The sequence below is a fragment of the Pseudomonas shirazensis genome (assembly GCF_050496565.1).
GTDB classification, from domain to species: domain Bacteria; phylum Pseudomonadota; class Gammaproteobacteria; order Pseudomonadales; family Pseudomonadaceae; genus Aquipseudomonas; species Aquipseudomonas shirazensis_A.
In genome coordinates, this window is the sequence record NZ_JBNWAE010000007.1 from 226,743 (window position 1) to 250,392 (window position 23,650).

Below are 23,650 nucleotides of genomic sequence, written 5' to 3' on the forward strand. Positions count from 1 at the left end.
CGGCCCCGGCTAGACCGCAGAATTCATAGGACTCAATCATGACCTACGCACCGCAGATCAAAATCCCGGCCACCTACTTGCGCGGTGGTACCAGCAAGGGCGTGTTTTTCTCGCTGCAAGACCTGCCCGAACGTGCCCGTCAGCCCGGGCCTGCCCGGGACGCGCTGATCCTGCGCGTGATCGGCAGCCCCGACCCATACGGCAAGCAGACCGACGGCATGGGTGGCGGCACGTCGAGCACCAGCAAAGCGGTGATCGTCTCGACCACTACCAAGCCTGGGCACGACGTTGACTATCTGTTCGGCCAGGTCGCCATCGACAAGGCGTTCGTCGATTGGAGCGGCAACTGCGGCAACCTCTCCGCAGCAGTCGGCTCGTTTGCCATCAGCAGCGGCCTGGTCGACCCCGCGCGCATTCCGCACAACGGCACTGCCACGGTGCGTATCTGGCAGGCCAACATCAGCAAGACGATCATTGCCCATGTGCCGATCAGCAACGGCGAAGTGCAAGAGACCGGCGACTTCGAGCTGGACGGGGTGACGTTCCCTGCTGCGGAAGTGCAACTGGAGTTCGTCGAGCCGGCTGCCGATGATGAGGGCGGTGGAGCGATGTTCCCCACCGGTAACCTGGTCGATGACCTGGAAGTGCCAGGGGTTGGCACATTCAAGGCGACCCTGATCAACGCCGGCATCCCGACCATTTTCCTCAATGCGCAAGACCTCGGTTACAGCGGCACCGAATTGCAGGATGCGATCAATGCTGACCCGCAAGCGCTGGCGCGCTTCGAGACCATTCGCGCCTATGGCGCACTGCGCATGGGCTTGATCAGCAATCTCGAGCAGGCCCGTGACCGTCAGCACACGCCCAAGGTGGCCTTCGTCGCGGCACCGGCTGCCTATGCTGCGTCCAGTGGCAAAGCGGTCGCGGCGGCCGATATCGACCTGCTGGTGCGCGCGTTGTCGATGGGCAAACTGCACCACGCCATGATGGGTACTGCAGCAGTCGCCATCGGCACCGCCGCTGCCATTCCTGGCACGCTGGTCAATATGGCTGCCGGCGGCGGTGAGCGCACTGCGGTGTGCTTCGGGCATCCGTCCGGGACATTGCGCGTCGGCGCCGAGGCGCGCCAGGTGGATGGCCAGTGGACCGTGACCAAGGCCATCATGAGCCGCAGTGCGCGGGTGTTGATGGAAGGGTGGGTGCGGGTGCCGGCGGACAGCTTCTAGCTGCATCGCTGTGCACTGTCTTCGCCCGAGCTGAACTGCAACAAAAGCACCGCATAAAAAAAGCCCCGGCATCACTGCCGGGGCTTTTTTATTACCGCGCTAGGCGTTTGTTGCAGGCATCAGACCTGAACAGCCGGGATCTTGGCGCTTTCCGCAGCATCACGGAACTCGGCGATCTGGTCGAAGCTCAGGTAGCGGTAGACGTCGGCAGCCATGCTGTCGATGTCTTTGGCGTACTGCATGTACTCTTCGATGGTCGGCAGCTTGCCGATGATCGAAGCCACTGCTGCCAGCTCGGCCGAAGCCAGGTAGACGTTGGTGGCATCGCCCAGACGGTTAGGGAAGTTACGGGTCGACGTGGACACCACGGTCGAACCGGTCTGCACACGTGCCTGGTTACCCATGCACAGCGAGCAGCCTGGCATTTCCATGCGCGCGCCAGCTTTGCCGTAGATGCCGTAATAGCCTTCTTCGGTCAGCTGGTGAGCGTCCATCTTGGTTGGCGGAGCCAGCCACAGACGGGTCGGAATACCGCCCTTGACCTTCTCCAGCAGCTTGCCAGCCGCGCGGAAGTGACCAATGTTGGTCATGCACGAGCCGATGAACACTTCGTCGATTTTCTCGCCCTGTACCGAAGACAGCAGGCGGGCGTCGTCCGGGTCGTTCGGCGCGCAGAGCACAGGCTCTTTGACGTCGGCCAGGTCGATTTCGATGATCTCGGCGTATTCGGCGTCGGCGTCGGCAGCCAGCAGCTGCGGGTTGGCCAGCCAGGCTTCCATGGCTTGCGCACGGCGCTCCATGGTCCGCGCATCGCCGTAACCTTCGCTGATCATCCAGCGCAGCAGGGTGATGTTCGACTGCAGGTATTCGGCAACGGCTTTTTCCGGCAGCTTGATGGTGCAGCCAGCAGCAGAGCGCTCGGCGGAAGCGTCGGACAGCTCGAATGCTTGCTCGACAGTCAGCTCGTCGAGGCCTTCGATTTCCAGGATGCGACCCGAGAAGGCGTTGATCTTGCCTTTCTTCTCGACGGTCAGCAGGCCTTGCTGAATGGCGTAGTACGGGATCGCATGGACCAGGTCACGCAGGGTGATGCCAGGCTGCAGCTTGCCCTTGAAGCGAACCAGGATCGACTCTGGCATGTCCAGCGGCATGACGCCGGTGGCAGCGGCGAAGGCGACCAGGCCGGAACCGGCCGGGAACGAAATGCCGATCGGGAAGCGGGTGTGCGAGTCGCCGCCGGTGCCGACGGTGTCAGGCAGCAGCATGCGGTTCAGCCAGCTGTGGATGATGCCGTCGCCAGGACGCAGCGACACGCCGCCACGGGTGCGGATGAAATCCGGCAGGGTGTGGTGGGTGGTAACGTCGATCGGCTTCGGGTAAGCCGCAGTGTGGCAGAACGACTGCATGACCAGGTCAGCCGAGAAGCCCAGGCAGGCGAGGTCTTTGAGCTCGTCGCGGGTCATTGGGCCGGTGGTGTCTTGCGAACCCACGGTGGTCATCTTCGGTTCGCAGTAGGCACCTGGACGTACGCCCTGGCCTTCTGGCATGCCGCAGGCACGGCCAACCATTTTCTGCGCCAGGGTGAAGCCCTTGCCAGTATCGACCGGTGCGTCCGGCAGCTTGAACAGGTCGGTTGGACCCATGCCCAGCTCGGTGCGCGCCTTGTCGGTCAGACCGCGGCCAACGATCAGCGGGATACGGCCGCCAGCACGGACTTCGTCGAGCAGGACTGGCGTCTTCAGTTCAAAGGTGGTGACCAGCTCGTCGCTTTCGTGACGGCGTACTTCACCTTTGAACGGGTAGACGTCGATGACGTCGCCCATGGCCAGGTTGGAGCAATCGAATTCGATCGGCAGAGCGCCGGCGTCTTCCATGGTGTTGTAGAAGATCGGAGCGATCTTGGTGCCGAAGCAGAAACCGCCAGCGCGCTTGTTCGGCACGTTGGGGATGTCGTCACCGAAGAACCACAGGACCGAGTTGGTTGCCGATTTACGCGACGAACCGGTACCGACCACGTCACCGACGTAGGCGACCGGGAAGCCCTTGGCGCGCATCGCTTCGATCTGCTTGAGCGGGCCGACCGAACCTGGTTGCTCAGGCTCGATGCCGTCGCGGGCCATTTTCAACATGGCCAGGGCGTGCAGCGGGATATCAGGGCGCGACCAGGCATCCGGGGCAGGGGAGAGGTCGTCGGTGTTGGTTTCGCCAGGCACCTTGAACACGGTCAGGGTGTACTTCTCGGCAATCGCCGGACGCTTGGTGAACCACTCGCCATTGGCCCAGGACTCGAGGACGGCTTTGGCATGGGCATTGCCCGCCTTGGCTTTTTCGGCGACGTCATGGAAGGCATCGAACATCAGCAGGGTGTGCTTGAGCTGTTCGGCCGCGACGGCAGCCAGTTCGGCGTCGTCCAGCAGCGCGACCAGCGTCTCGATGTTGTAGCCGCCCTGCATGGTGCCGAGCAGCTCGGTGGCATGCTTGCGGTCGAGCAGTGGCGAAGTGGCTTCGCCCTTGGCGATGGCCGAGAGGAAACCGGCCTTGACGTAGGCAGCTTCGTCAACGCCTGGTGGTACGCGGTTGGTGATCAGGTCAACGAGGAAGGCTTCTTCGCCGGCTGGCGGGTTTTTCAACAGTTCGACCAGGCCTGCAGTCTGTTCGGCGTTCAGCGGCTGGGGCACGATGCCCAGGGCTTTACGCTCTTCGATATGTTTGCGGTAGGCTTCAAGCACAGTTATTACCCTCATCAGTGGTCCCTAAAGGGAGTCCGGGACGCTCATCCAGAATTCAACGCGGCCATGCGCAATTACGGCTTCGTGAGCCGTCCAGCCAGGCGTGCGGAAAATCCTTGCAGAAGCTGTTTTCAAAGTTTTACGCCTGTAGAACGGAGCGCTGATGAGGGGTTGGCGCGGAGCATGCGAGGGCTGCATGGGCCGGCCAACACCGTTCTACCGGATTAACTGTGCTTCGTGACGCTTTGAAAACAGCTTCCAACGGACATTGTTGCCTTGAAAAGGCGGATTGATTCTACGGCAAAAACTGAACAAAAGTAAGGCGCGGGATGCGACTTTAACAAGTGACCCTGGTTAGACAAAGGGCTAACATGGGGCCGTGTGCCACCGCCAAGCTGTTGTCTGTTCATGTCCAATCAGTCCATCAAAACCCCGTGCGTCGGGCTCTGCTCAACGGTCTACGGCGACCTTGTCTGCCGCGGCTGCAAGCGTTTTCACCACGAAGTCATTCACTGGAACGGCTACAGCGAAGAAGCCAAGCTGGCCGTGTGGCTGCGCCTTGAGCAACTGCTGGTGCAGGTGATGATGGCCAAGCTCGAGGTGTTCGACAAAGACTGCCTGCGCCAGCAACTGGAGCAGCGCTCGATCCGCTTTGTGGTGCAGCAGTCCGAATACTGCTGGGCCTACCAGCTGATTGCCCGCGGTGCGCGGATGATCCGCGATCTGGAGGCTTACGGCATGGCCTTGCTGCCGGAGTTTCGCGGCTGGGACCTGCCACAACTGCGCGATGCGATCGATCGCGAGTTCTTCCTGTTGTCCGAAGCGCACTATCAGCGCTACATCGCCCCGGCGTTTCTCAAGGATGCGCTGTGACGGGTTTCCGCCTGCCGGGCAGGTCGCTGCCTCGCTAGCGTAGCTGCTCCCGTTGACCCTGGAGCGATGCCATGAGCAGTCTAAAATTTATCCCTGAACTGTGCTTTACCGCGCGCTGCCGCTGGCAGCTGGCCGATTATGTCTCAAGGCCCGCCGTATGGGACGACAAGGATGATCTGTCGCGGCCGCTGTGGGCCGAATTCGACGACTGGAACGGTGATGACGGCTGGCTTATGGCGAGCCATGACTTTGCCGAGACGATGATTCAGTCGTACCTGGTGGACCAGTGGCTGGGCGTGGATGCGCGTCAGTCGCTGTTTGTCGATACTTTCTGGTTTGGCACCTACCGCCATGCCCTTGGCTATGCCTACGAAATCCGGCCTGGTTACACCGGCCGCAACAGCGACAAGTACCCACAGCTTGAATACTGGCTGGACATCAGCAGGAACGGTTACCTGGGCTTTTATCCCACGGATGTCCAGGCCGGCAGCCTTACCCTGGGCGACACGCTGCTCGACTTTCAGGACCCGCTCGATGCGTTGCCGACGTTGACCCTGCCAGTGGACACACCAATCGATATCAATTTACCGCTGTACCAGTTGATCAAGCGCAGGCAGACGCCGCTCTGGCACATCGGCGGCGGCCTCGATCCGCAGCGTCTGGTCAAAGGCGAGCAGTATTTGAATCTGTCGCTGTATGGTCACAACGGGGCGAAAGTGCGTCGGCTGATAGAAAGTCAGCGAGGCTATCTGAACGCTGGCCGCGGCAGTAAGGGGGTGTTGTTGATGTGTATCGACAACCCTTGCGTTCCCCCTCATCCAAACCCATCACGTGATTGATCCGGGTTACTCGCCGCTGTATTCGCAGCCGCTGGTGCAGGTTTCGTGAATACGCACCTTGGACAGCTCTGGCAGCAGCGGTTTGACCTGCTGCCAGATCCACACGGCGATGACTTCGCTGGTGGGGTTTTCCAGGCCAGGAATGTCGTTCAGGTAGTTGTGGTCGAGCTGCTCGTAGATCGGCTTGAAAATCGCCTTTATCTCGGAAAAGTCGCGGATCCAGCCGGTATGCGGGTCAAGCGGGCCGGTCAGGTGCAGGGCAACCTTGAACGAGTGGCCATGCAGGCGGCCGCATTTATGGCCCGGCGCGACGTTGGGCAGGCGATGGGCTGATTCGAAGGTGAACTCTTTGAAAATTTCCACGGGGCAGTAACTCTGTTGCAAGCGAGAATGGCGGCGATTCTACCAGCATGGCCGCAATCAGTGGTTGCGCCTGTTTGAGCAGCCGCCAGGTGGCGCCTGTGCAAGCACTGCAACAGTGCATAAGGCATGCGTTATGATGCCCGCGAGCAATTTCAGGTTGGCTTAAGGAGCCGTGGTTAATCTTAACCCCGTAGACAACTTGTACATCCCGATGGAGAGATACTCATGAAGACTTTGACTGCCCTGTTCACCGCCGCTGCTCTGTCAGTTGCTGCCACCGCTGCCCTGGCTGACGTGCCAGCGCATGAAATCAGCGCTCTGGAAAAAGCCGGCACCGTGCAGCCACTGAAGCAGCTGGCCGAAAAGGCTCAGGCCCAGCATAAAGGTTCGACCATCACCGACTCCGAGCTTGAAAACGAATACGGCCGCTACATCCTCAAGGTGGAGCTGCGCGATGCGCAGAACGTTGAATGGGACGTTGACCTGGATGCCAAGACCGGTGAAGTACTGAAAAACGCCCAAGATAAATAATGAGCCCGCTATCGCGCACGCCGCGCTACCTGGCCCTGGCTTTGATGGCCGTGTGTTCGCTGGCGCAGGCGCGTGATCTTGATCAGGATGAAGCCCTTGCGCTGCGACAAAAGGGCGTCATCCTGCCGCTTGAGCAACTGCTCGACTCCGCCCTGGGGCGTTACCCCGGGGCGCGTTTGCTTGAGGCAGAGCTTGAAGAGAAACATGGCCGCTATGAATACGAGGTCGAGTTGCTGACCCTGGAAGGGGTGGTGCGCGAGATCAAGCTGGATGCTCGCAGCGGTGTGCTGCTCAAAGACGAGGAAGACGACTGAATGCGCCTGTTGCTGGTCGAGGACAACGTACCGCTGGCCGATGAGTTGATTGCCGGCCTGCAGCGTCAGGGCTATGCCGTGGACTGGCTGGCCGACGGCCGCGACGCGGTCTATCAAGGCCAGAGCGAGCCGTATGATCTGATCATCCTCGACCTTGGCTTGCCCGGCCTGCCAGGGCTGGACGTGTTGGCGCAGTGGCGCGCCGGCGGCTTGGCTACCCCAGTGCTGATCCTTACTGCGCGCGGCTCCTGGGCCGAGCGCATCGAGGGTTTGAAGGCCGGTGCTGATGACTATCTGAGCAAGCCGTTCCACCCTGAAGAGCTGCAGTTGCGCATTCAGGCGCTGCTACGCCGCGCGCGCGGCCTGGCCAATCAGCCCAAGCTCGAGGCAGCCGGCCTTCACCTGGACGAAAGCCGTCAGTGCGTCACTCGCGAGGGCGTAGATGTGCAGCTGACTGCTGCCGAGTTTCGCCTGCTGCGTTACTTCATGCTGCATCCCGGCCAGGTGCTGTCCAAGGGGCATCTGGCCGAGCACTTGTACGATGGCGAAACCGAGCGCGATTCCAACGTGCTTGAAGTGCACGTCAATCACCTGCGCCGCAAACTCGGGCGCAGCGTCATCGAAACACGTCGCGGGCAAGGGTACGTCTACGCCGGCAGCACCTCGTGAAGTCGATCCAGGCACGCTTGAGCGTTGGCCTTATCGCCGTATTGGTAGTGATCGGGCTGGCCTTTGCGCAGTTGACCCTGTGGCTGTTCGAGGCCGGCCTGCAGCGCTACCTTGAAGTCGGCTTGCGCAAGGAAAGCGAGAACCTGCTGGTAGCGCTGGGGCGCGGCCCGGACGGCTTGCAGTTGGATGAGCGGCGTATCTCGGCGGCCTATCAACGGCCGTTTTCCGGGTATTACTTTCGCATCGACTTCGAGCAGGGCAGCTGGCGATCGCGCTCATTGTGGGACCTGGATATGCCCAAGCCGGCCAAGCCGGGCCTCGAAGATACCCATGTATTAGGTCCTGAAGGCCAGCAGCTGCTGGCCCTGCGTGCTGACTATCGGCGCCTGGGCCAGGACATCTCGATCAGCGTCGCCCAGGATTATTCGCCAGTGCGCCAGGGCTTTCAGCGCATGCAGCAGATCGGCCTGGGCATGGGCCTGATTGCCCTGGTGCTGGTGCTGGTACTGCAGCGCATCACTGTTACCCGCTCGCTACGGCCATTGGAGCGTGCCCGCCAGCAGATCGCGCAGCTGCAGCAAGGCCAGCGCTCGCAGCTGGATGCCGAAGTGCCCAGCGAACTGCAGCCGCTGGTCGATCAGGTCAACCATCTGCTGGCCCACACCGAAGACAGTCTGCGCCGCTCGCGTAATGCCCTGGGTAATCTTGGCCATGCATTGAAAACGCCGATGGCGGTTCTGCTCAGCCTGGCCTCCAGCGAGCGCTTGCGCGATTTGCCTGAGGTGCGCACGCAGATGCGCGAGCAGCTCGAACAGATCCAGCAGCGCCTGGAGCGCGAGTTGAACCGTGCGCGGTTAGCGGGCGATGCGCTGCCCGGCGCCCAGTTTGATTGCGATGCGGAGTTGCCAAGCCTGCTGGCAACCTTGGGCATGATTCATGGCGAAGGGCTGCAGCTCGAACGCGACACGCCCGCCGGGCTGCTGCTGCCGTGGGACCGTGAGGACCTGCTCGAGCTGCTCGGCAACCTGCTCGACAATGCCTGTAAATGGGCTGACAGCGAAGTCCGCCTGGGTATCGCCACCAGCGCCAGCGGTTATCTGTTATGGGTGGATGACGACGGCCCGGGCATACCTGAGGAAAAACGCGTGCACGTGCTCGAACGCGGCTCGCGGCTCGACGAACAGGTCAACGGCCACGGCCTGGGGCTGGGTATCGTGCGCGATATCGTCGACGCCTGGGGCGGCACTATCGCCCTGCAGCAAAGCCCTCAAGGCGGCTTACGAGTGAGCATCGAGTTGCCTGGCAAAGGAAGGTGAACCGCGATCCTGCAAAATAATTGCGGCTAAACCGCACTATTTTGAATTTGCCTCACAATAGTGCGCGCGGCACACTCTTGCTCCTAAATGGCCCATCCCAGCCAACTTGAAGAGCACGATCAGCCCGATGTCTGCCTCGCGTCCCGAACCCCTGTTGCAGCGCCTTATGCCGGCGCCCCTCAATATTCCCCCCAAAGAATGGCTGCGCGCTGGCGTCGGTGCCTTGCTTGGCTTGTGCCTGGCTGGCTGGTTATGCAGCCTGGCCTATGGTCCAACGATTGCGCTGCATTTGCTTGGCCCTCTGGCAGCGACAGCCGTGCTGGTGTTCGCCGTGCACGCCGGGCCGCTGGCGCAGCCGTGGTCGGTGCTGGGCAGTTACGCGCTGGCGGGTGTAATCGGCCTGGTCATGCGCCAGTACCTGGGCAGCGAGCTGTGGGTGGCTGGCGCCGCACTGGGCTTGTCCTTGCTGGTCATGTGCCTGCTGCGCTGCCTGCACCCGCCGGGCGGCGGAGTAGCGGTCAGTGCCGTGCTTGCCGATTCCGGGCTGGTCGCCATGGGCGATCACTTGCTCGAGCCAATCATGCTCAATGCGCTGGTACTGGTCGCCGTGGCGGTGGTCTACAACCGCCTGACCGGCGTGCGCTATCCCAAGTCAGGCTTGCCGCGCAAGGATCTGCACCACACCCACGACCCGGTGCCCAGCGCCCGGGTAGGTTTCAGCAGCGCCGACCTGGATCAGGCCCTGGAAGACGTCGGCGAGTACGTCGACGTCAGCCGCGACGAGCTTGAACGAATTCTTCTGGCGACCGAACAGCATGCCTTGCAGCGCAGCCTGGGCGGCATCACCGCGGCGTCGGTGATGTCCCGCGATGTGCAGTTTGCCAGCCCGCAGACCACGCTGGACCAAGCCTGGCAGATGCTCGCCAGCCACCACCTGAAGACGCTGCCGGTGCTGGCAGAGGGGCGCGTGGTCGGCATCGTCAGCCTCAGTGATGTGCTGACGGCGGCCATGGCGAGGGCGCGTTTCAGCTGGCGTGGGCTGTGGCGGCGCAGGCCGGTGGTGCTGGAACAGGTGATGAGCCGGCGGGTGATCAGTGTCAGCAGCCAGCACCCGCTGGAGCGCCTGCTGCCATTGCTGTGCGAGCAAGGCTTGCACTGCCTGCCGGTACTCGACCACGGCAAGCTGGTCGGGGTGGTCACCCAGACCGATCTGATTGCCGGCCTCAAGCGCCAGTTGCTCAACCACAGCACACCTGCTTCAGATGAGCGGGTCCCAGCGTTGTGACCAGTCACTGACGCCGGCTGCGACTTGCCGGCGCAGCACGCCGAAGGCCTGCTGCAAGGCGGCACTGTCGTGCTTGCGGGTGTACACCAGAAAGGTCGGGTAGGTGAACTCCGGCGCTTGCGGCACCCGCTCGAACACGCCGCTATCCAGATAATCCTGCACCACCCGTGTACGGAAATAACCGCTGCCACCGTGCTCGAGAATGAACTGCAAGGCCAGCGGACCGAGGTTGAAGCTCAGCGCCGGGCGAGCGCAGTCGGGCAGGGCGGCATCGTGCTGGCGGCGAAACGTCTCGCCCCAGTCGATGTACACATACGGCTCTGGCCGTTCTACGTGACGGATGCGCACCAGTTTTTCTTCCATCAACTGCTCCACCTGCAGGCCAGGCCCGTAGATGGGCTGATAGACCAGCGCAGCATCGAGCAAGCCGCGCTCGACCTTGCGCAGCAACGATTCGCCGTCGCTGACCTCGCTGCGGATGGCATGGCTGGGCATCTCACGGTACAACGCGCTGACCCAGTCGAGCAGCAGCGGGTTGCCCAGGCTGGTTTCGCCGCCCAGGTGCAGCAGTTGCTGACAGCCCTGCGGCAGCGGCAGGTCACGCCGGGCGGCCTCCCAGGTTTCCACCAGTTGGTGGGCGTAAGTGACGAAGGCTTCGCCGTCCGCGGTCAGGCTAGCGCCGCTGCGGCTGCGGACAAACAGCTGGCAACCAAGCTGCTGCTCGAGGCGCTGCACTCGCGCGGTGATAGCCGTCTGCGACACGCACAGGCGCTCGGCGGCGGCAACCAGGCTGCCGCAGCGCACAATCTCCAGAAAGGTGCGTGCCTGTTCGATATCCATGCTGTGCTCATTGGTGAAGGTGCTGGCTATTCTAGAGCCTTGCTCGCTGCTTGGCGCGCAGCAATAGCGCCGCCTTGATTGTGCCTGCTGCTGCGAATTTGCAGGTTGGTTATGGACTTTCGTCCCATGGCAGGGACGTCAGGCAGGTCCATACTGCAGGCTCGCCCTTCAATAACAACAAGTATCGGGTTGCGACTGACATGACCTACCAGCACAGCTACGCCCGTTCCATTTCCGATCCTGTGGCCTTCTGGGCCGAGCAGGCCGACCAGCTGGCCTGGTACCACAAGCCGCGCCAGACCCTGATCAACAACACCGACGGCAGCCATTGCTGGTTCGCCGACGGGCGCCTGAACAGCTGTTACCTGGCCCTCGATCACCAGATCGAGCAAGGCCGTGGCGAGCAGACGGCGTTGATCTACGACTCGCCGGTGACCGCTACCCAGCAGCGATTCAGCTACCGTGAGCTGCGCGATGAAGTTGCGCGTCTGGCCGGGCTACTGCGCGAGCTGGGCGTGCGCAAGGGCGATGGTGTTGTCATCTACATGCCCATGGTGCCGCAGGCGGCCATGGCCATGCTTGCCTGCGCGCGCATTGGTGCGGTGCACTCAGTGGTGTTCGGCGGTTTTGCCGCCAACGAGCTGGCCCTGCGTATCGATGATGCCCGGCCGACGCTGGTGCTCACTGCCTCCTGCGGGCTGGAGTTCGACCGGGTCATCGAATACAAGCCGCTGATCGACCGCGCTCTGCAACTGGCCACCCATCAGCCACGCCACGTGCTGGTGCTGCAGCGGCCACAGGCCAAGGCCGAGCTGCAGCCGGGTCGTGATCTGGACTGGCAACAGGCGCTGGCCAAGGCGCAGCCGGTAGCACCGGTCGAGCTCAGCGCAACCGACCCGCTGTATATCATGTATACCTCCGGCACCACCGGCAAACCCAAAGGCATCGTGCGCGAGAACGGCGGTAACGCGGTCGCCCTGAGCTACACCATGCGTCATATCTATGGCATGCAGGCAGGCGATGTCTGGTGGGGGATTTCCGATGTGGGCTGGGTGGTTGGCCACTCGCTGATCGTTTACGGGCCGCTGATGACCGGTTGCACCACGGTGTTCTATGAAGGCAAGCCGATCCGCACCCCGGACGCAGCGGCGTACTGGCGGGTGGTCGAGCAGTATCAGGTGAATGCCTTGTTCTGCGCGCCGACGGCGATGCGCGCGATCCGCAAGGAAGACCCCCATGGCGAACTGCTCGCCGGGTACGACCTGAGCTCACTGCGCCAGTTGTTCCTGGCCGGGGAAAAGCTTGATTCCAGCACCCATCAATGGCTGGAGCAGGTCACCGGCAAGCCGGTGCATGACCACTGGTGGCAGACTGAAACCGGCTGGCCGGTGACCGCGCCCTGTGTTGGCCTGGAGGGCAGTGCGGCGCGCCCTGGGTCGAGCAACCGCGCAGTGCCGGGCTATCACGTGCAGGTGCTGGACGACGACGGCCATTTGCTCGGGCCGAATCAACAGGGCGCGATCGTCATCGCCCTGCCGCTGCCGCCGGGTTGTAGTCAGACGCTGTGGGGTGATCATCAGCGCTATCTGCAGGCCTATCTGCACACCTATCCGGGCTACTACCACACCGGTGATGGCGGTTACTTGGACGATGACGGATTCGTCTACATCATGGGCCGCACGGATGACGTCATCAACGTCTCCGGGCATCGGTTGTCTACCGGCGAAATGGAAGATCTGGTCGCCCGCCATGCGGCGGTTGCCGAGTGCGCGGTGATCGGTGTGCACGACGATATCAAGGGCCAGGTGCCGCTGGCGTTGGTGGTGCTCAAGGACGGCGAGGAACTGACCGAACAAAAACTGCAGGCTGAACTGGTTGCCAGTGTGCGCGAGCAGATTGGTGCGCTGGCCTGCTTCAACCGGGTGCGGTTGGTCAAGCGCTTGCCCAAGACACGCTCCGGCAAGATTCTGCGGGCTGTGCTGCGCAAGATCGCCGACGGCCAGGCCTATGTACCACCGTCAACGCTGGATGACCCGGCGGTGCTTGGCGAAATCGAAGCGGTGCTGGCCGATCTGCCCCGGGCCGGTTAAACCGTAGCCAGGCCGACCTGATGCAGCTGGCCGAGGCGGCTGCGGCTGCGCATCAGGTCGGCGATTGCGCCGCCCAGGCTCTGCTCGAGCGGGTGGCGGCCAATCAGCACCAGCTCGCAGTCCTGGTCGTACAGCACATCAACCAGGTTGACGAAGCGTTGCTGCGCTGCGAGCGAACACTCGGCCAGGTCTTCCAGGCCGTCGATGATCCAGCGATCGTAACGTCGGGCCAGCTCGAGATAGTCCACCACCGCCGTGGCCTGTTCGCACAGATCACCAAAGCCGAAATGTACCTGGCGATCCTGGCTGGCCAAAGCGTGCAGTGGGCGATGGTTGATGTGCAAGGTCAGCGGCTGGATTTCAGGCAGGGCCAGGGCCAGGCGCTGCTCGGCGGTGCCGGGCCATACGTAGTGGCCTTGGGTAAAACGCTGGTGCGCGCGGTTGGCCGGCAGGCTGCGAAAGTCGATGTCGCCGCCCACTTCCATCACCAGCATGCGGCTGTTGATCAGGCGGATAACTGGCAGGAACCGCTCATGGTAAAGCGGGTTGGGCAGCAGGCCTTCGGGGGCATAGTTGGAGGTCAGGACGACAAACACATTGCGTTCGAACAGCGCGCTGAACAGCCGGGTGAGCAGCATCGCATCGCCAATGTCGTGCACATGGAATTCGTCGAAGCACAGCACCTGGCAGTCGCCAATCAGCTCATCCAGCGTTGCCGCCATGGCATTATCGGCGCTGCGGTGGCGGTGCATGCCCTGATGGAGGCGGGCAAAAAAGTCGTGGAAGTGCAGGCGCAGCTTGGCCCCCACCTCCAGCGCCTGGTAAAAGCCATCGAGCAGCCAGCTCTTGCCGCGGCCGACCGAGCCATACAGGTACAGGCTGCGCGCCTGGCCGTCAGCCAGCGCGGCCAGCTGCTGCGCCATGCGCTCGATAACCCGCCGTTGACCTTCGCTCAACGTGTAGCCGCGCTCCCTGGCCTTGTCCTCGAAGTGGCTCAACAGCTGGCAGTCGCCTTGCACATCGGTACGCGAGCGGCGGCGCAAGTGGCGAAGCGGCGTGGAAATCCAGGCAGACAAACAGGCGGTCCTCAAAGGGCGGGGCAGGGCGGGTAACGCCCCCAATGAGTGACTATTTTCACCGCAAGCACCGCTGGCAGGCAATCATCGTGGCGGCATGGCCAGGCGATTGTGGGCGACTACCGACCGATCGGTGCTGACTGGCAGCGGTAGTGCGCCACTGCCTAATGAACAGCCTCAGGCTTCGCGCTTGAGCTGACGGTCGATCATGTACTTGATCGACAGGCGACGCTCCTTGAGCCGGTGCAGGTCATCATCGCTGGTATAGCCTGCCGAGATGGCTTCGGCAGCCAGCACCTGGTTGTCGATATCGACATACTCGTCGAGCAGGCGATCAAGGGTCTGATCCTGCTGGCGGCGCTGCTGAACGATTTCGCGGGGGTAGTGCAGGTCTTGGTACAGGTCATGGGAAACTGGCATGGCGCCCTCCTTGTAAGCGCTGGGTTACTTGACTATTGGGCAGGGCTGCAGGGATTTGGTTTTTAGCTGGACGAGCTTTGCCGACAGGCGGTCATGCAGCGGCCGGCGCCTGACTAACTTGCTGTTTTTTTGAGATTTTTTTTAACAGAGGGGTTTTCATGATCAAGGATTGTTGTTAAAGTGCCGCGCATTCCCCGACAACAACCCATGTTGTCAGCCAGGGGAGTTGTCAGAACGACAGTGCATCGCACTTGTCGCATCAGATACAGGGGCGTCGCCAAGCGGTAAGGCAGCAGGTTTTGATCCTGCCATGCGTTGGTTCGAATCCAGCCGCCCCTGCCATTATCTTCCTCGCTTTACTCTCTCTCTATTCCCGCGCAATACACCCAGCGCTACCCATACGTATTGCAGTTGCCGAGCAACGGCCGAGCGCAGTGCTCAGACCGCGCCCAGCAAGTCGTCCAGGGTCTTCGCCAGTACCTGATCCTGCACCGGTTTCTGAATGACCACACTGTCGCCCAGCTCGAAGCCTTGCAGCTCGGCATAGCCCGTGAGAATCACCACCGGCAATTGCGGGAAGCGCTCACGCGCCGCCAATGCAAGCTGCGCGCCGTTGAATTCGGGCATGGCAAAGTCAGTCAGCAGCACATCGACGTGTTCATCGAGCAGGCTCAAGGCATGCTCGCCGCCGTGCGCCTGGCGGACCTGATAACCGTGCGAGCGCAGCAGCTCGCCGATCATGTCGCGGACAAGGTGATCATCATCCACCAACAACACCGTGCGGTCTCGGCCCTCTGCTGCAAGCGGCGGCGTGGCAGGCGCCACGGGTGCCTCGATGGCTACAGGCTGCTTGACCGCAGGCAGGTAGACCGACACCAGCGTGCCTTGGCCCGGCGCGGTATCGATGGCGACGCCGCCACCCGATTGCTTGGCGAAACCGAACACCTGGGCCAGGCCGAGGCCCGAACCTTTGCCGATGTCCTTGGTGGTGAAGAACGGCTCGAATACTTTGCCGACTACTTCTTCACTCATGCCGCAGCCGGTATCGCGAATCGACAGCATCACGTACTCGCCAGGCTCCGGGTCTTCCGGTCGCTGGGCGCGTTCGGTGATCAGGGTATTGCGGGTCGACAGGATCAACTGGCCGCCATCGGCCATGGCGTCGCGAGCGTTGATCGCCAGGTTGAGAATGATCATCTCGGTCTGGGTCGGGTCGGTCAGTGCCTGCCAGAGGCTCGCATCCAGGTCCAGGCGTACCGAGACATTGCCGCCCAGGGTGCGCCGCAGCAGTTCTTCCAGGCCGGTGAGGGTCTGGTTGAGGTTCAGCGGCACAGGCTCGAGCCGCTGGCGCCGGGAGAAGGCCAGCAGCTGCGAGGTCAACTTGGCACCGCGCTCGCCGGCCTCGCGAATGTGCTTGAGGCGGCTGCGGGCCTTGTCGTAATTCTCTTTCTGCAGGTCGCGCTCAAGGAAACTCGCGCCGGTCAGAATCACCGTCAGCAAATTGTTGAAGTCGTGCGCGACCCCGGCAGTCAGCTGGCCGACAGCCTCCAGCCGCTGCATCTGTTGCAGCGCCGCTTCGATCCGCTCGCGCTCGTCGATCTGTTCGCGCAGGCGCACGTTGGCCTCGGCCAGGCCCATCGACGATTCGCGCTCGCTGGTGATATCACGGGCGACCACATAGAGCAGGGTGTCCTCGGGCACGATCACCCACGATAACCAACGCTGTTGGCCGCTGGCGTGTTGAATGCGCCCGACAAAGCGGGCACTGGTGCGGCCCTGGCCGAGCGCTGCCAACTCAGCCAGAAAGGCTTCCTGGTCCGGCTCCGGCAGCAGTTGCAGCAGGGTGGTCTGGCTCAGTCGCTCACGCGAGATACCCAGGCTGACTTCCCAGGCTGGGTTAAGCGCGACCGGGGTCAGGTCTCTGTTCAGTACCGCCAGCAAATCCTGGGACAACTCCCACGAGCGGTCACGTTCGCGGGTGCGGCGTTCGACCCGTTCGCCAAGCATCTCGTTGAGCTGCTTGAGCGCCGTGGTCGCCTGGCGCTGTTCGTGGATGTCCTGCAGTACGCCGGAAAAACGCACGCAGCGGCCGTCGACGAATTGGGTCTGGCCGCTGGAGAGCAACCAGCGCGGCTCAAGGCCGTCCGGCTGATTGATTCGAAACTCGACCCGGTAATGGCCGCCGGCCTCGGGCTGCATGACCTGCTCGACGGCGTCACGAACCAGCGCAACGTCTTCTGGATAGATGCCTGCGTAGAACACATCCAACGACATCTGGGTGTCGACAGGCAGGCCAAACAAGGTCTTGCAGCGGTTATCCCAGAGCAGCAGATCTTCCTCCGGGCGATAGTCCCAGGTACCCATCCCCGCAGCATCGATGGCAAACCGGGCGCGCGCCTCAAGCTCGGCCAGCGCTTCTTCGGCGCGGCGGCGGCGATGCCGTTCCTGCACCTCGGTCAACGCCCGGCGCACTGCTTTAGGCAGCAGCGGCAGGTTTTTCTTCAGCACATAATCGGTAGCACCGAGGCGGATCATCTCCACCGCGTGCTCTTCACCGTAAATGCCCGAGAGGAAGATGAACGGCACATCCGGCGCCAGCCGTTGGGCAATCGCCAGCACCTCGGTGCCGGATGAGCCGGGCAACACGCAGTCGCACAGGATCAGGTCAAAGCGGCCGTGGTGCAGTGCATGCTCGACGCCAATATGGTCAAACACCAATTGCGACTCGATGTGCAGCCCGCTGCGCTCCAGGCGCAACAAGGTCAGCTCGGCATCCATCGAACTGTCTTCGACCATCAGCAGCTTGAGCGGGCCTGACAACATGCTAGTTGGACTCAATTGTTACCACGCCGAGTCAGCCGCAGCGAGCCAGGCGGCGGTTCATTGAGGACGGCCCAGAAGATCCCCAGATCGGAGATGGCCGCGACGAATTCCTTGAACTCGACCGGCTTCACCACGTAGGCGTTGACCCCGAGCTCATAGGCACGCAGCAGGTCAGGTTCTTCTCGCGAGGAGGTCAGCATCACCGTTGGAATGCTGCGCAGCTCAGGGGTTTCGCGCACCGCCTTGAGCACCTCCAGGCCATCCACCTTGGGCAGTTTCAGGTCGAGCAGAAGCACGGCCGGGTTGCCATCGTCGCGGTCGGCATAACCGTTGCGGCGCAACAGGTAGTCGAGGGCGTCGGCGCCATCGCGCAGTACGATGACTTCGTTGGCCAGCTGGCTGCGCTCCAGCGCGACAAGCGTCAACTCCAGGTCCCTGGGGTTGTCTTCGACCAACAAGATCGGTTTTAGCATGATGTGTACGTTACCTCAGGTGTTCGATGAATGGCGCGGGAGGGCGAAGTGGAACGACGCTCCCTGATTGATCTGGCCGTCAGCCCAGACACGGCCGTCGTGACGTTCGATGATCCGGCGCACGCTGGCCAGACCAATGCCGGTGCCTTCGAAGTCTTCCATGCGGTGCAAGCGCTGGAACACGCCGAACAGCTTGTTGGCATAGGCCATATCGAAGCCGACGCCGTTGTCGCGAATATAGATTTCAGTCTCGTGTGAGTGCTGCCTGGCGCGGATCTCGATACGCGCAGGATCACGGCCACGGGTGTACTTGATCGCGTTGGCGATAAGGTTGTGCAGCGCCAGGTTGATGAACGCCGGGTCGGCGATCACCTTGGGCAGTTTTTCCACGTCCCAGATGATTGTCCGGCCGGCATAGTCCGGCGCCAGCTCGCTGCGAATGGTTTCGACCAGCGCGTTCAGGTCGACATCCGACATGCGCAGGGCAGAGCGGCCCATCTGGGAAAAGTTGAGCAGGTTGTCGACCAGCGTGCCCGCAAAATGCGCGGCTTCTTCAATGTGCTTGAGGAAGCGCTGGCCGCGTTCGCTGAAGTTCTCGCTCTCGACTTCGGTGAGCAGTTCGGTGTAGCCGGCGATGTGCCGCAGCGGTGCGCGCAGATCATGCGACACGCTGTAGGAAAACGCTTCGAGTTCCTTGTTCGACTGGCGCAGCTCACCGGCCAGTTGCGCCAGCTCTTCGGCTTTGCGCAGCACGATCCCTAGTACCGCTATGCGAAGTTCGGCCACGCCTTCAACGATCAGCGGGTCCCAGGGTGCACAGTAGCCGCCTACATCTTCCTGCCAGCGCTCGAAGCTGTGGCGCGGGTTGAGGTTGCCCTCGGCACTGATGACCTTTTCCGGGCGCCCGGCCCAGTTCACGGTGCGCACCTGCTCGGGGCGGAACCACACCAGATAGTGCGAATGGATTTGCGAAATCGCCACCGCCAGGACACCGCCGACGTGCTTGGCCAGCTCTGGCAGGTCCTGGATGTCACGGCGCACGTTGTCGGAGCTGAACACCGATTCGGCGTCTTGCTGCGACAACCAGTGGACCAGCGCATTGACCTGCGCGGCGGGCGGCGTCAGGCCGATCAGGTCGCAGCGCTCGGCACTGATTATTGCCGCGCCAGATGCGCCAGCGAAGTCCAGCAGGACCTGGGGCAGAGCCTTCAAACCAGCACTGACGCTGTCGTGGTCGGCCATCGAGGCCAGCATGCGCACGATGCGTTGGCGCATGTCGAGCATGGTCTGGGTGCCGGTGTGCGCTTCACGGGATTCGATCTGCAGCGACAGCACGCTGGCCAGCAGCTCGCAGGCCGTGCGCGTGGGCAGGTCGACGGCGTGTGGCTGGTCGTGATGGCAGGAGATCAGCCCCCACAACTTGCCGTCGACCACGATCGACAAAGAAGTCGACGCCAGCGTGCCCATGTTGCGCATGTACTGCAGGTGCACCGGCGACACCGCGCGCAGCGCTGCAAAACTCATGTCCAGCGGCTTGCCGGTGCGCGGGTTGCTGTGCGGATGCAAGGGCGAGGCAACGTAGTTGGCATCTTCGATAACCCGAATCCGATTGACTCGGTACAGCTCGCGGGCCTGGCGTGGAATGTCCGAAGCCGGGAAGCACAGGCCCAGATAGCTTGGATAGCCGGGATCGGCGACCTCGGCAAGTACCTCGCCGTTGCCTTCGGCATCGAAGCGGTAGGCCTTGACCCTGCCAAAACCGGTAATCCGCTTGATCTGCACAACTGACTGCTGCAACAGCTCGACGATGCAGCTGAGCTTGTGCACGCTGCCGACGAACGCGCGGACCAGCGGGTAGTAATCGCCATGCCCGGCTGGGCCACTGGCCGTGCTGATCGGCTCGAATTCGGTGATCAGGACCTGGTCGTGGCGGTGCACCAGCACGCGCATGTGGCTGCAGTCCGGGCTTGGCCGGCGCAGTTCAACGTCGCCGATATGAAACGGGAATACCTCATCGACCGGCAGATACTGCATCTGCGCGCGCAGGTCGAAACTGCCGCTGATCAGCTCGGCGAAGGTGCGCCCAAGCAAGTCTGGCGCCGCAGCCCCAAGCCAGCGCTCGGCGTTCTCGCTGGCTTGCAGCACGCACAGGTCGTGCTCGTCGAGTACCAGCATGAAACCCTGCGGCTGGATGCTGCCGGGAACCTGGATAGGCTCCTGGGCGCAGCGCTCGACAGCCTGGTCGAATGCGGTGGGGGCAGTTGTCAAAGAGGTACTCCTGGTGATTCTGTCCTCGCCCTGCGGAAAGCGCATGGCACAGGATGTTGCTGTTGCAAAAGTATCAGATTGTCGGCTGTTTTGCCGGCATATGGCCATTTGAGGCCTGATTAGTTCAGGGGTTCGCCGGTTAGAGTACAAAAATAGCGTGCAGTGCCGTGAAAGGTGTGGAACGGGTGGCCTTTGAGGCCGTCCCTTTCAAGGTCACTGCATTTTTCTGAATTTTCCTCTGGGTTGAGATTGCTGGGGCCGCTGCGCAGCCCAATCGCGACACAAGGCCGCTCCTACAGGGACCGCGATGGACCTGCCAGACGCGGTCCTGTAGGAGCGGCCTTGTGTCGCGATTGGGGCGCGCAGCGCCCCCGACAATCCACCGCCAAACTCAATTCCAGAACACCTCAAAAGAAATGACCTTCAAGGCGGCCAATAGCCACCTAAGCCCTTGTTGTTAATGCCAATGAAGGGTAGGGCAAACCCAGCGGGATCAGGCGGCGCTGCTACCCTCAAGGTCATAGCCTAAAGCAGGGATAGTGCAGTGACAGTACGCGGAGTGGCCATGTGTTCGGGCCTGTTGTTGAGCGTAAACAGCCTGGCGGCGGATTTTCTGGTCGAGGTGCGGGTGCAGGTCGAGCGTGGTTGCATGCTGGTCAACCAGCCCCGCGATACGGCGGCGCAAGCATTGGGCCAGATCGATCTGGGCAGCGCTGCGCGCCTTGACGGCGCCGGCACGCCGTTGACCGGCGTGCTGCTCAGCCCGCGGCCCCCACGGCTCGAATGCAATCCGGATACGCCTTATCAAATCCGCGTCGACGGCGGCCAGCATGGCGGCGTAGGCGAGCTGCGCTTTCTGGCCAGCACCGACGTGCAAGCCAAACCCATTCCGTATCGACTTTACAGCGACGCAGCCTGGCGCCAGCCGCTGAGTGTTGGCAGCGCACAATCGGCGCGGGTGCCAGACAGTGGCTCGGTCGAGTTGCCGCTGTATGCGCGCATCGACAGCCTGGCCTGGGTGCCACGCCCTGGCCTGTACGCCGACTTGTTGAAAGTCACGGTCACCTGGTAGGGGCATCGCCATGAGCAAGGAGGCAACGTCATGAGTCGCACCAGCATTCTGCTCCTGAGCCTTGGCCCATTGCTGCTGCCAGGCGCCGTGCATGGCAGCACCACCGGGGTTATTGAAGCGCGCCTGGTGATCCGCGCCGCGTGCCAGATCAGCAGCGACCTGCCACCGGCCACGCTAGGTACGCCCGGCGTTATGGACTTTGGTTCGCGCGGCCCGAGCTGGCAGGAACCGTTGCAGGGCAAGGTCGACGAAATCGCCGGCGATGGCGGCCTGCAGATCAGTTGCACACCGTCGGTGCGCGCCTTCAGCGTGCGCATCAATGCTGGCCAGAACGGTGGCGATGGCGTGCGCCGGCTGAGCAACGGTCGCGAGATGATCCCTTATCAACTGGCGGTCGATCCCACCGGCAACAGCCGTTACCCGGTGGGCCAGGCGCGCACCTTCACCGTCAACAGCAGCCAGCAGATCCCGATTCCGATCTACGGCGTGGTCATCGCGCAGCCGCGCGCGCTGCCCGCCGGGCTTTACCGCGACACCCTCAGCGTGACCCTGGACTGGTAACACCCAAGGAGAATCCGATGCGCACACACCTCACCTGCTCAGTACTCGCCGGCCTCGCCCTGGCGCTGGCGTCCCAGGCTCAGGCAGCCACCGTGACCGGGACCATCAACTCGACCCTGACCCTGATCGCTGCCTGCCAGGTCAACGGCAGTGCCGGTACCTCCGGAGTCAACTTCGGTAACCTCAACTTCGGCACCCAGGACGCCTTGTTCGGCACCGCCAATGCCCAGGTCATGGGCCCAGGTGGCGGCGCCATGAGCATCCTCTGCTCGAACGGCACCGGGGCGAGCATCCGCGTACGGGCCGGCGCTCACGACGGCTCGTCGAGCGGCGGCACGCGGGCGCTGGCCGACGGCAATGGCAACTTCGTGCCGTATGACTTCTATACCGATGCCGGCCACACCGTGCCGCTGGCCATCGACGGCAGCATCGCCGTGCCGACCAGTACCGGCGCCGCCCAGACCGTCAACCTGTACGGCCAGGCCAAGGGCAAAGCCGGCCTACCGGCGGGCACCTACACCGATACGGTTGCCGTCGAGCTGACGTTCTGAGCCATGAACGGCTGGGTTCGCGCAACCACGGCGGGGCTGGGCCTGATGCTGGCGTTGCCGTTGGACGCGGCAACCACCAGTACCTTTCAGGTCAGCGCGCAGGTCGTGGCCGGCTGCCTGGTGGTGGGCGGGGTCAGCGCTTACGGCAGCCTCGACTTCGGCACCCAGTCGGCCCTGTCCAAGGCCAGTGTCAGTGCAGCGCTGGGTGGCAGCACGGTGAGCTTTCAGTGCACGCCGGGGGTGGCACTGAGCATGGCCTTGGACGGTGGCCAGAACAACAGCGGCGGTACCCGCAACCTGAAGCGCAGCGGCGGTACACAACTGCTCGCCTATCAGCTGTATCGCGACGCCGGCTTCAGTCAGAGCCTGGCGATCGGCCAGGTGACGTCGGTCAGCTACAGCGACCCGACGGCGATCAAGCTGCCGGTTTACGGTCGCACGCAGCTGCCGGGGACATTGCCGGCAGGTACCTATACCGATGTCGTGCAGGTCACAGTGACCTGGTGAATGCAGGGATCAATACAACAAACCAAGGAGAAAGGCATGGGGGCAGGCGCGAAGTGGGCGCAAGCAATGATCGCTGGTTTGCTATTGGCCAGTCAGCCGGCTGCGGCGGCAACCTCGGTGCTGATCTGGCCAATCGACCCGGTGCTGGAGGCCGATCAGAAAGCGGGCGCACTGTGGCTGGAAAACCGCGGTAGCACGCCGGCCAACCTGCAGGTGCGTGTGTTTGCCTGGCGCCAGGGTGGATTTGAGGAGCAGTTTCAGGCCCAGCGCGAGATTATCGGCAGCCCGCCGGTGGCGAATATCGCTCCGGGGCAAAAGCAGCTAATCCGGCTGACCCGTACCGGTAGCTCGCCGGCCGGTCAGGAGCAGGCCTACCGCATCATCATCGACGAAATTCCCTCACCTTTGCCGGTCGATGCCAATACTCAGGCACCGACGGCGGCGATCCGCCTGCAGATGCGTTACTCGGTGCCGTTGTTCGTGTATGGCGAAGGCCTGTGGGGCAAACCCGACCCAGAAGGCAAGCGCAGTGCCGATGGGGTTGGCAAGCCGCAGCTGAGCTGGCGCGCGGTCAATGTGCAGGGCAAACCCTTCGTTGAGCTGCGCAACAGTGGCCCGGTCCACGCGCGCCTGACTGACGTGGTGCTGCAGCAGGCCGGCCAGGACAAGCCGGTGGTCGAAGGTCTGCTTGGCTATGTGCTGCCCGGCGCCAGCATGCGTTGGCCAGTGCCCGCAGTCCCCACCGCAGCGAGTGTGCTCAAGGGCCGGGTCAACGGTCAGGACGTGGCCCAGGCGATCAGCCCGGGCAAGTGAAAGTTCGATGA

General features: G+C 62.7%; 22 protein-coding genes and 1 tRNA gene. 15 read left to right on the plus strand and 8 right to left on the minus strand.

The genetic code is table 11. The features are described from left to right. Positions 1–38: 38 nt before the first annotated feature. Positions 39–1,226, plus strand: a complete 1,188-nt coding sequence (prpF, locus tag ACQZ2L_RS12860) for a 2-methylaconitate cis-trans isomerase PrpF (RefSeq protein WP_430326353.1) — start codon at positions 39–41, stop codon at positions 1,224–1,226. 119 nt (positions 1,227–1,345) lie between these two features. On the opposite strand, the gene acnB is transcribed toward prpF, so the two are convergent. Beyond that, positions 1,346–3,955, minus strand: a complete 2,610-nt coding sequence (gene acnB, locus ACQZ2L_RS12865) for a bifunctional aconitate hydratase 2/2-methylisocitrate dehydratase (RefSeq protein WP_430326465.1) — start codon at positions 3,953–3,955, stop codon at positions 1,346–1,348. 408 nt (positions 3,956–4,363) lie between these two features. On the opposite strand from acnB, the gene ACQZ2L_RS12870 reads away from it, so the two are divergent. Then, complete coding sequence (locus tag ACQZ2L_RS12870; RefSeq protein WP_430326355.1) at positions 4,364–4,828, plus strand: DUF1289 domain-containing protein; 465 nt, start codon at positions 4,364–4,366, stop codon at positions 4,826–4,828. Between the two features lie 71 nt (positions 4,829–4,899). Continuing rightward, positions 4,900–5,667, plus strand: a complete 768-nt coding sequence (locus tag ACQZ2L_RS12875) for a hypothetical protein (protein WP_430326357.1) — start codon at positions 4,900–4,902, stop codon at positions 5,665–5,667. Positions 5,668–5,673: 6 nt separating this feature from the next. On the opposite strand, the gene queD is transcribed toward ACQZ2L_RS12875, so the two are convergent. After that, entirely contained in the window at positions 5,674–6,030 is a 357-nt protein-coding gene (gene queD, locus ACQZ2L_RS12880; RefSeq protein ID WP_430326359.1) for a 6-carboxytetrahydropterin synthase QueD, read from the minus strand. A 225-nt stretch (positions 6,031–6,255) separates the two neighbouring features. On the opposite strand from queD, the gene ACQZ2L_RS12885 reads away from it, so the two are divergent. From ACQZ2L_RS12885 to ACQZ2L_RS12905, 5 genes are all read left to right on the plus strand, one after another. Next, entirely contained in the window at positions 6,256–6,561 is a 306-nt protein-coding gene (locus tag ACQZ2L_RS12885) for a PepSY domain-containing protein (RefSeq protein ID WP_430326361.1), read from the plus strand. Further along, positions 6,561–6,875, plus strand: a complete 315-nt coding sequence (locus ACQZ2L_RS12890; protein WP_430326363.1) for a PepSY domain-containing protein — start codon at positions 6,561–6,563, stop codon at positions 6,873–6,875. The genes ACQZ2L_RS12885 and ACQZ2L_RS12890 overlap by 1 nt, the downstream gene beginning before the upstream one ends. Further along, entirely contained in the window at positions 6,876–7,544 is a 669-nt protein-coding gene (locus tag ACQZ2L_RS12895; protein WP_430326365.1) for a response regulator transcription factor, read from the plus strand. Continuing rightward, positions 7,541–8,860 (plus strand): sensor histidine kinase, encoded by a 1,320-nt coding sequence (locus ACQZ2L_RS12900; protein ID WP_430326367.1) that lies wholly within the window; start codon positions 7,541–7,543, stop codon positions 8,858–8,860. Before ACQZ2L_RS12895 ends, ACQZ2L_RS12900 begins: the two co-directional genes overlap by 4 nt. A 127-nt stretch (positions 8,861–8,987) precedes the next feature. Then, positions 8,988–10,145, plus strand: coding sequence for an HPP family protein (locus tag ACQZ2L_RS12905; protein WP_430326369.1), 1,158 nt, complete (start codon positions 8,988–8,990; stop codon positions 10,143–10,145). On the opposite strand, the gene ACQZ2L_RS12910 is transcribed toward ACQZ2L_RS12905, so the two are convergent. Continuing rightward, positions 10,119–10,985 carry a LysR family transcriptional regulator gene (locus tag ACQZ2L_RS12910; RefSeq protein WP_430326371.1) on the minus strand — a complete coding sequence of 289 codons (867 nt, stop codon included), beginning with the start codon at positions 10,983–10,985 and terminating at the stop codon, positions 10,119–10,121. The genes ACQZ2L_RS12905 and ACQZ2L_RS12910 overlap by 27 nt on opposite strands. Positions 10,986–11,185: 200 nt before the next feature. On the opposite strand from ACQZ2L_RS12910, the gene ACQZ2L_RS12915 reads away from it, so the two are divergent. Further along, positions 11,186–13,075: a propionyl-CoA synthetase gene (locus ACQZ2L_RS12915; RefSeq protein ID WP_430326373.1), complete on the plus strand. Its 1,890-nt coding sequence runs from the start codon at positions 11,186–11,188 to the stop codon at positions 13,073–13,075. Here ACQZ2L_RS12915 and zapE read toward each other — a convergent pair. Both zapE and ACQZ2L_RS12925 read right to left on the minus strand, forming a co-directional pair. Next, positions 13,072–14,151: a cell division protein ZapE gene (gene zapE / locus ACQZ2L_RS12920; RefSeq protein ID WP_430326375.1), complete on the minus strand. Its 1,080-nt coding sequence runs from the start codon at positions 14,149–14,151 to the stop codon at positions 13,072–13,074. The two genes, ACQZ2L_RS12915 and zapE, sit on opposite strands and share 4 nt — an antisense overlap. 177 nt (positions 14,152–14,328) lie before the next feature. Next, the gene (locus tag ACQZ2L_RS12925) at positions 14,329–14,571 is read right to left on the minus strand and encodes a hypothetical protein (RefSeq protein ID WP_430326377.1); all 243 of its coding nucleotides are present in this window, start codon (positions 14,569–14,571) and stop codon (positions 14,329–14,331) included. Positions 14,572–14,838: 267 nt separating this feature from the next. On the opposite strand from ACQZ2L_RS12925, the gene ACQZ2L_RS12930 reads away from it, so the two are divergent. After that, positions 14,839–14,913, plus strand: a tRNA-Gln gene (locus ACQZ2L_RS12930). A gap of 96 nt (positions 14,914–15,009) precedes the next feature. Here the strand turns inward: ACQZ2L_RS12930 and ACQZ2L_RS12935 are convergent. The 3 genes from ACQZ2L_RS12935 to ACQZ2L_RS12945 are packed head-to-tail and all read right to left on the minus strand — an operon-like array spanning position 15,010 to position 20,135. Beyond that, positions 15,010–17,394: a response regulator gene (locus ACQZ2L_RS12935; protein ID WP_430326379.1), complete on the minus strand. Its 2,385-nt coding sequence runs from the start codon at positions 17,392–17,394 to the stop codon at positions 15,010–15,012. 11 nt (positions 17,395–17,405) lie between these two features. Continuing rightward, a complete protein-coding gene (locus tag ACQZ2L_RS12940) occupies positions 17,406–17,867 on the minus strand; it encodes a response regulator (RefSeq protein WP_430326381.1) in 462 nt (153 codons plus the stop codon). A gap of 15 nt (positions 17,868–17,882) precedes the next feature. Beyond that, complete coding sequence (locus tag ACQZ2L_RS12945; protein ID WP_430326383.1) at positions 17,883–20,135, minus strand: ATP-binding protein; 2,253 nt, start codon at positions 20,133–20,135, stop codon at positions 17,883–17,885. Between the two features lie 565 nt (positions 20,136–20,700). Between ACQZ2L_RS12945 and ACQZ2L_RS12950 the strand changes: the two genes are divergently transcribed. From ACQZ2L_RS12950 to ACQZ2L_RS12970, 5 genes are read left to right on the plus strand one after another with little or no spacing between them, the layout of a single operon-like run. Next, positions 20,701–21,207 carry a Csu type fimbrial protein gene (locus ACQZ2L_RS12950; RefSeq protein ID WP_430326467.1) on the plus strand — a complete coding sequence of 169 codons (507 nt, stop codon included), beginning with the start codon at positions 20,701–20,703 and terminating at the stop codon, positions 21,205–21,207. Positions 21,208–21,237: 30 nt separating this feature from the next. Further along, positions 21,238–21,768 (plus strand): Csu type fimbrial protein, encoded by a 531-nt coding sequence (locus ACQZ2L_RS12955; protein ID WP_430326385.1) that lies wholly within the window; start codon positions 21,238–21,240, stop codon positions 21,766–21,768. A 17-nt stretch (positions 21,769–21,785) separates the two neighbouring features. Next, on the plus strand, positions 21,786–22,319 hold the full coding sequence (locus tag ACQZ2L_RS12960; RefSeq protein ID WP_430326387.1) for a Csu type fimbrial protein: 534 nt from the start codon (positions 21,786–21,788) through the stop codon (positions 22,317–22,319). 3 nt (positions 22,320–22,322) lie between these two features. After that, positions 22,323–22,826 (plus strand): Csu type fimbrial protein, encoded by a 504-nt coding sequence (locus ACQZ2L_RS12965; RefSeq protein WP_430326389.1) that lies wholly within the window; start codon positions 22,323–22,325, stop codon positions 22,824–22,826. Positions 22,827–22,862: 36 nt separating this feature from the next. Beyond that, the gene (locus ACQZ2L_RS12970) at positions 22,863–23,639 is read left to right on the plus strand and encodes a fimbrial biogenesis chaperone (RefSeq protein ID WP_430326391.1); all 777 of its coding nucleotides are present in this window, start codon (positions 22,863–22,865) and stop codon (positions 23,637–23,639) included. Positions 23,640–23,650 lie beyond the last annotated feature (11 nt).

Coding starts and splice junctions, on each gene's coding strand:
- ACQZ2L_RS12885 (WP_430326361.1), top strand. CDS start 6,256: ATGAAGACTTTGACTGCCCTGTTCACCGCCGCTGCTCTGTCAGTTGCT.
- ACQZ2L_RS12960 (WP_430326387.1), top strand. CDS start 21,786: ATGCGCACACACCTCACCTGCTCAGTACTCGCCGGCCTCGCCCTGGCG.
- ACQZ2L_RS12940 (WP_430326381.1), bottom strand. CDS start 17,867: ATGCTAAAACCGATCTTGTTGGTCGAAGACAACCCCAGGGACCTGGAG.
- ACQZ2L_RS12935 (WP_430326379.1), bottom strand. CDS start 17,394: ATGTTGTCAGGCCCGCTCAAGCTGCTGATGGTCGAAGACAGTTCGATG.
- ACQZ2L_RS12910 (WP_430326371.1), bottom strand. CDS start 10,985: ATGGATATCGAACAGGCACGCACCTTTCTGGAGATTGTGCGCTGCGGC.
- ACQZ2L_RS12970 (WP_430326391.1), top strand. CDS start 22,863: ATGGGGGCAGGCGCGAAGTGGGCGCAAGCAATGATCGCTGGTTTGCTA.
- prpF (WP_430326353.1), top strand. CDS start 39: ATGACCTACGCACCGCAGATCAAAATCCCGGCCACCTACTTGCGCGGT.
- ACQZ2L_RS12915 (WP_430326373.1), top strand. CDS start 11,186: ATGACCTACCAGCACAGCTACGCCCGTTCCATTTCCGATCCTGTGGCC.
- ACQZ2L_RS12870 (WP_430326355.1), top strand. CDS start 4,364: ATGTCCAATCAGTCCATCAAAACCCCGTGCGTCGGGCTCTGCTCAACG.
- ACQZ2L_RS12905 (WP_430326369.1), top strand. CDS start 8,988: ATGTCTGCCTCGCGTCCCGAACCCCTGTTGCAGCGCCTTATGCCGGCG.
- ACQZ2L_RS12950 (WP_430326467.1), top strand. CDS start 20,701: ATGTGTTCGGGCCTGTTGTTGAGCGTAAACAGCCTGGCGGCGGATTTT.
- ACQZ2L_RS12895 (WP_430326365.1), top strand. CDS start 6,876: ATGCGCCTGTTGCTGGTCGAGGACAACGTACCGCTGGCCGATGAGTTG.
- ACQZ2L_RS12890 (WP_430326363.1), top strand. CDS start 6,561: ATGAGCCCGCTATCGCGCACGCCGCGCTACCTGGCCCTGGCTTTGATG.
- ACQZ2L_RS12925 (WP_430326377.1), bottom strand. CDS start 14,571: ATGCCAGTTTCCCATGACCTGTACCAAGACCTGCACTACCCCCGCGAA.
- ACQZ2L_RS12875 (WP_430326357.1), top strand. CDS start 4,900: ATGAGCAGTCTAAAATTTATCCCTGAACTGTGCTTTACCGCGCGCTGC.
- ACQZ2L_RS12955 (WP_430326385.1), top strand. CDS start 21,238: ATGAGTCGCACCAGCATTCTGCTCCTGAGCCTTGGCCCATTGCTGCTG.
- ACQZ2L_RS12965 (WP_430326389.1), top strand. CDS start 22,323: ATGAACGGCTGGGTTCGCGCAACCACGGCGGGGCTGGGCCTGATGCTG.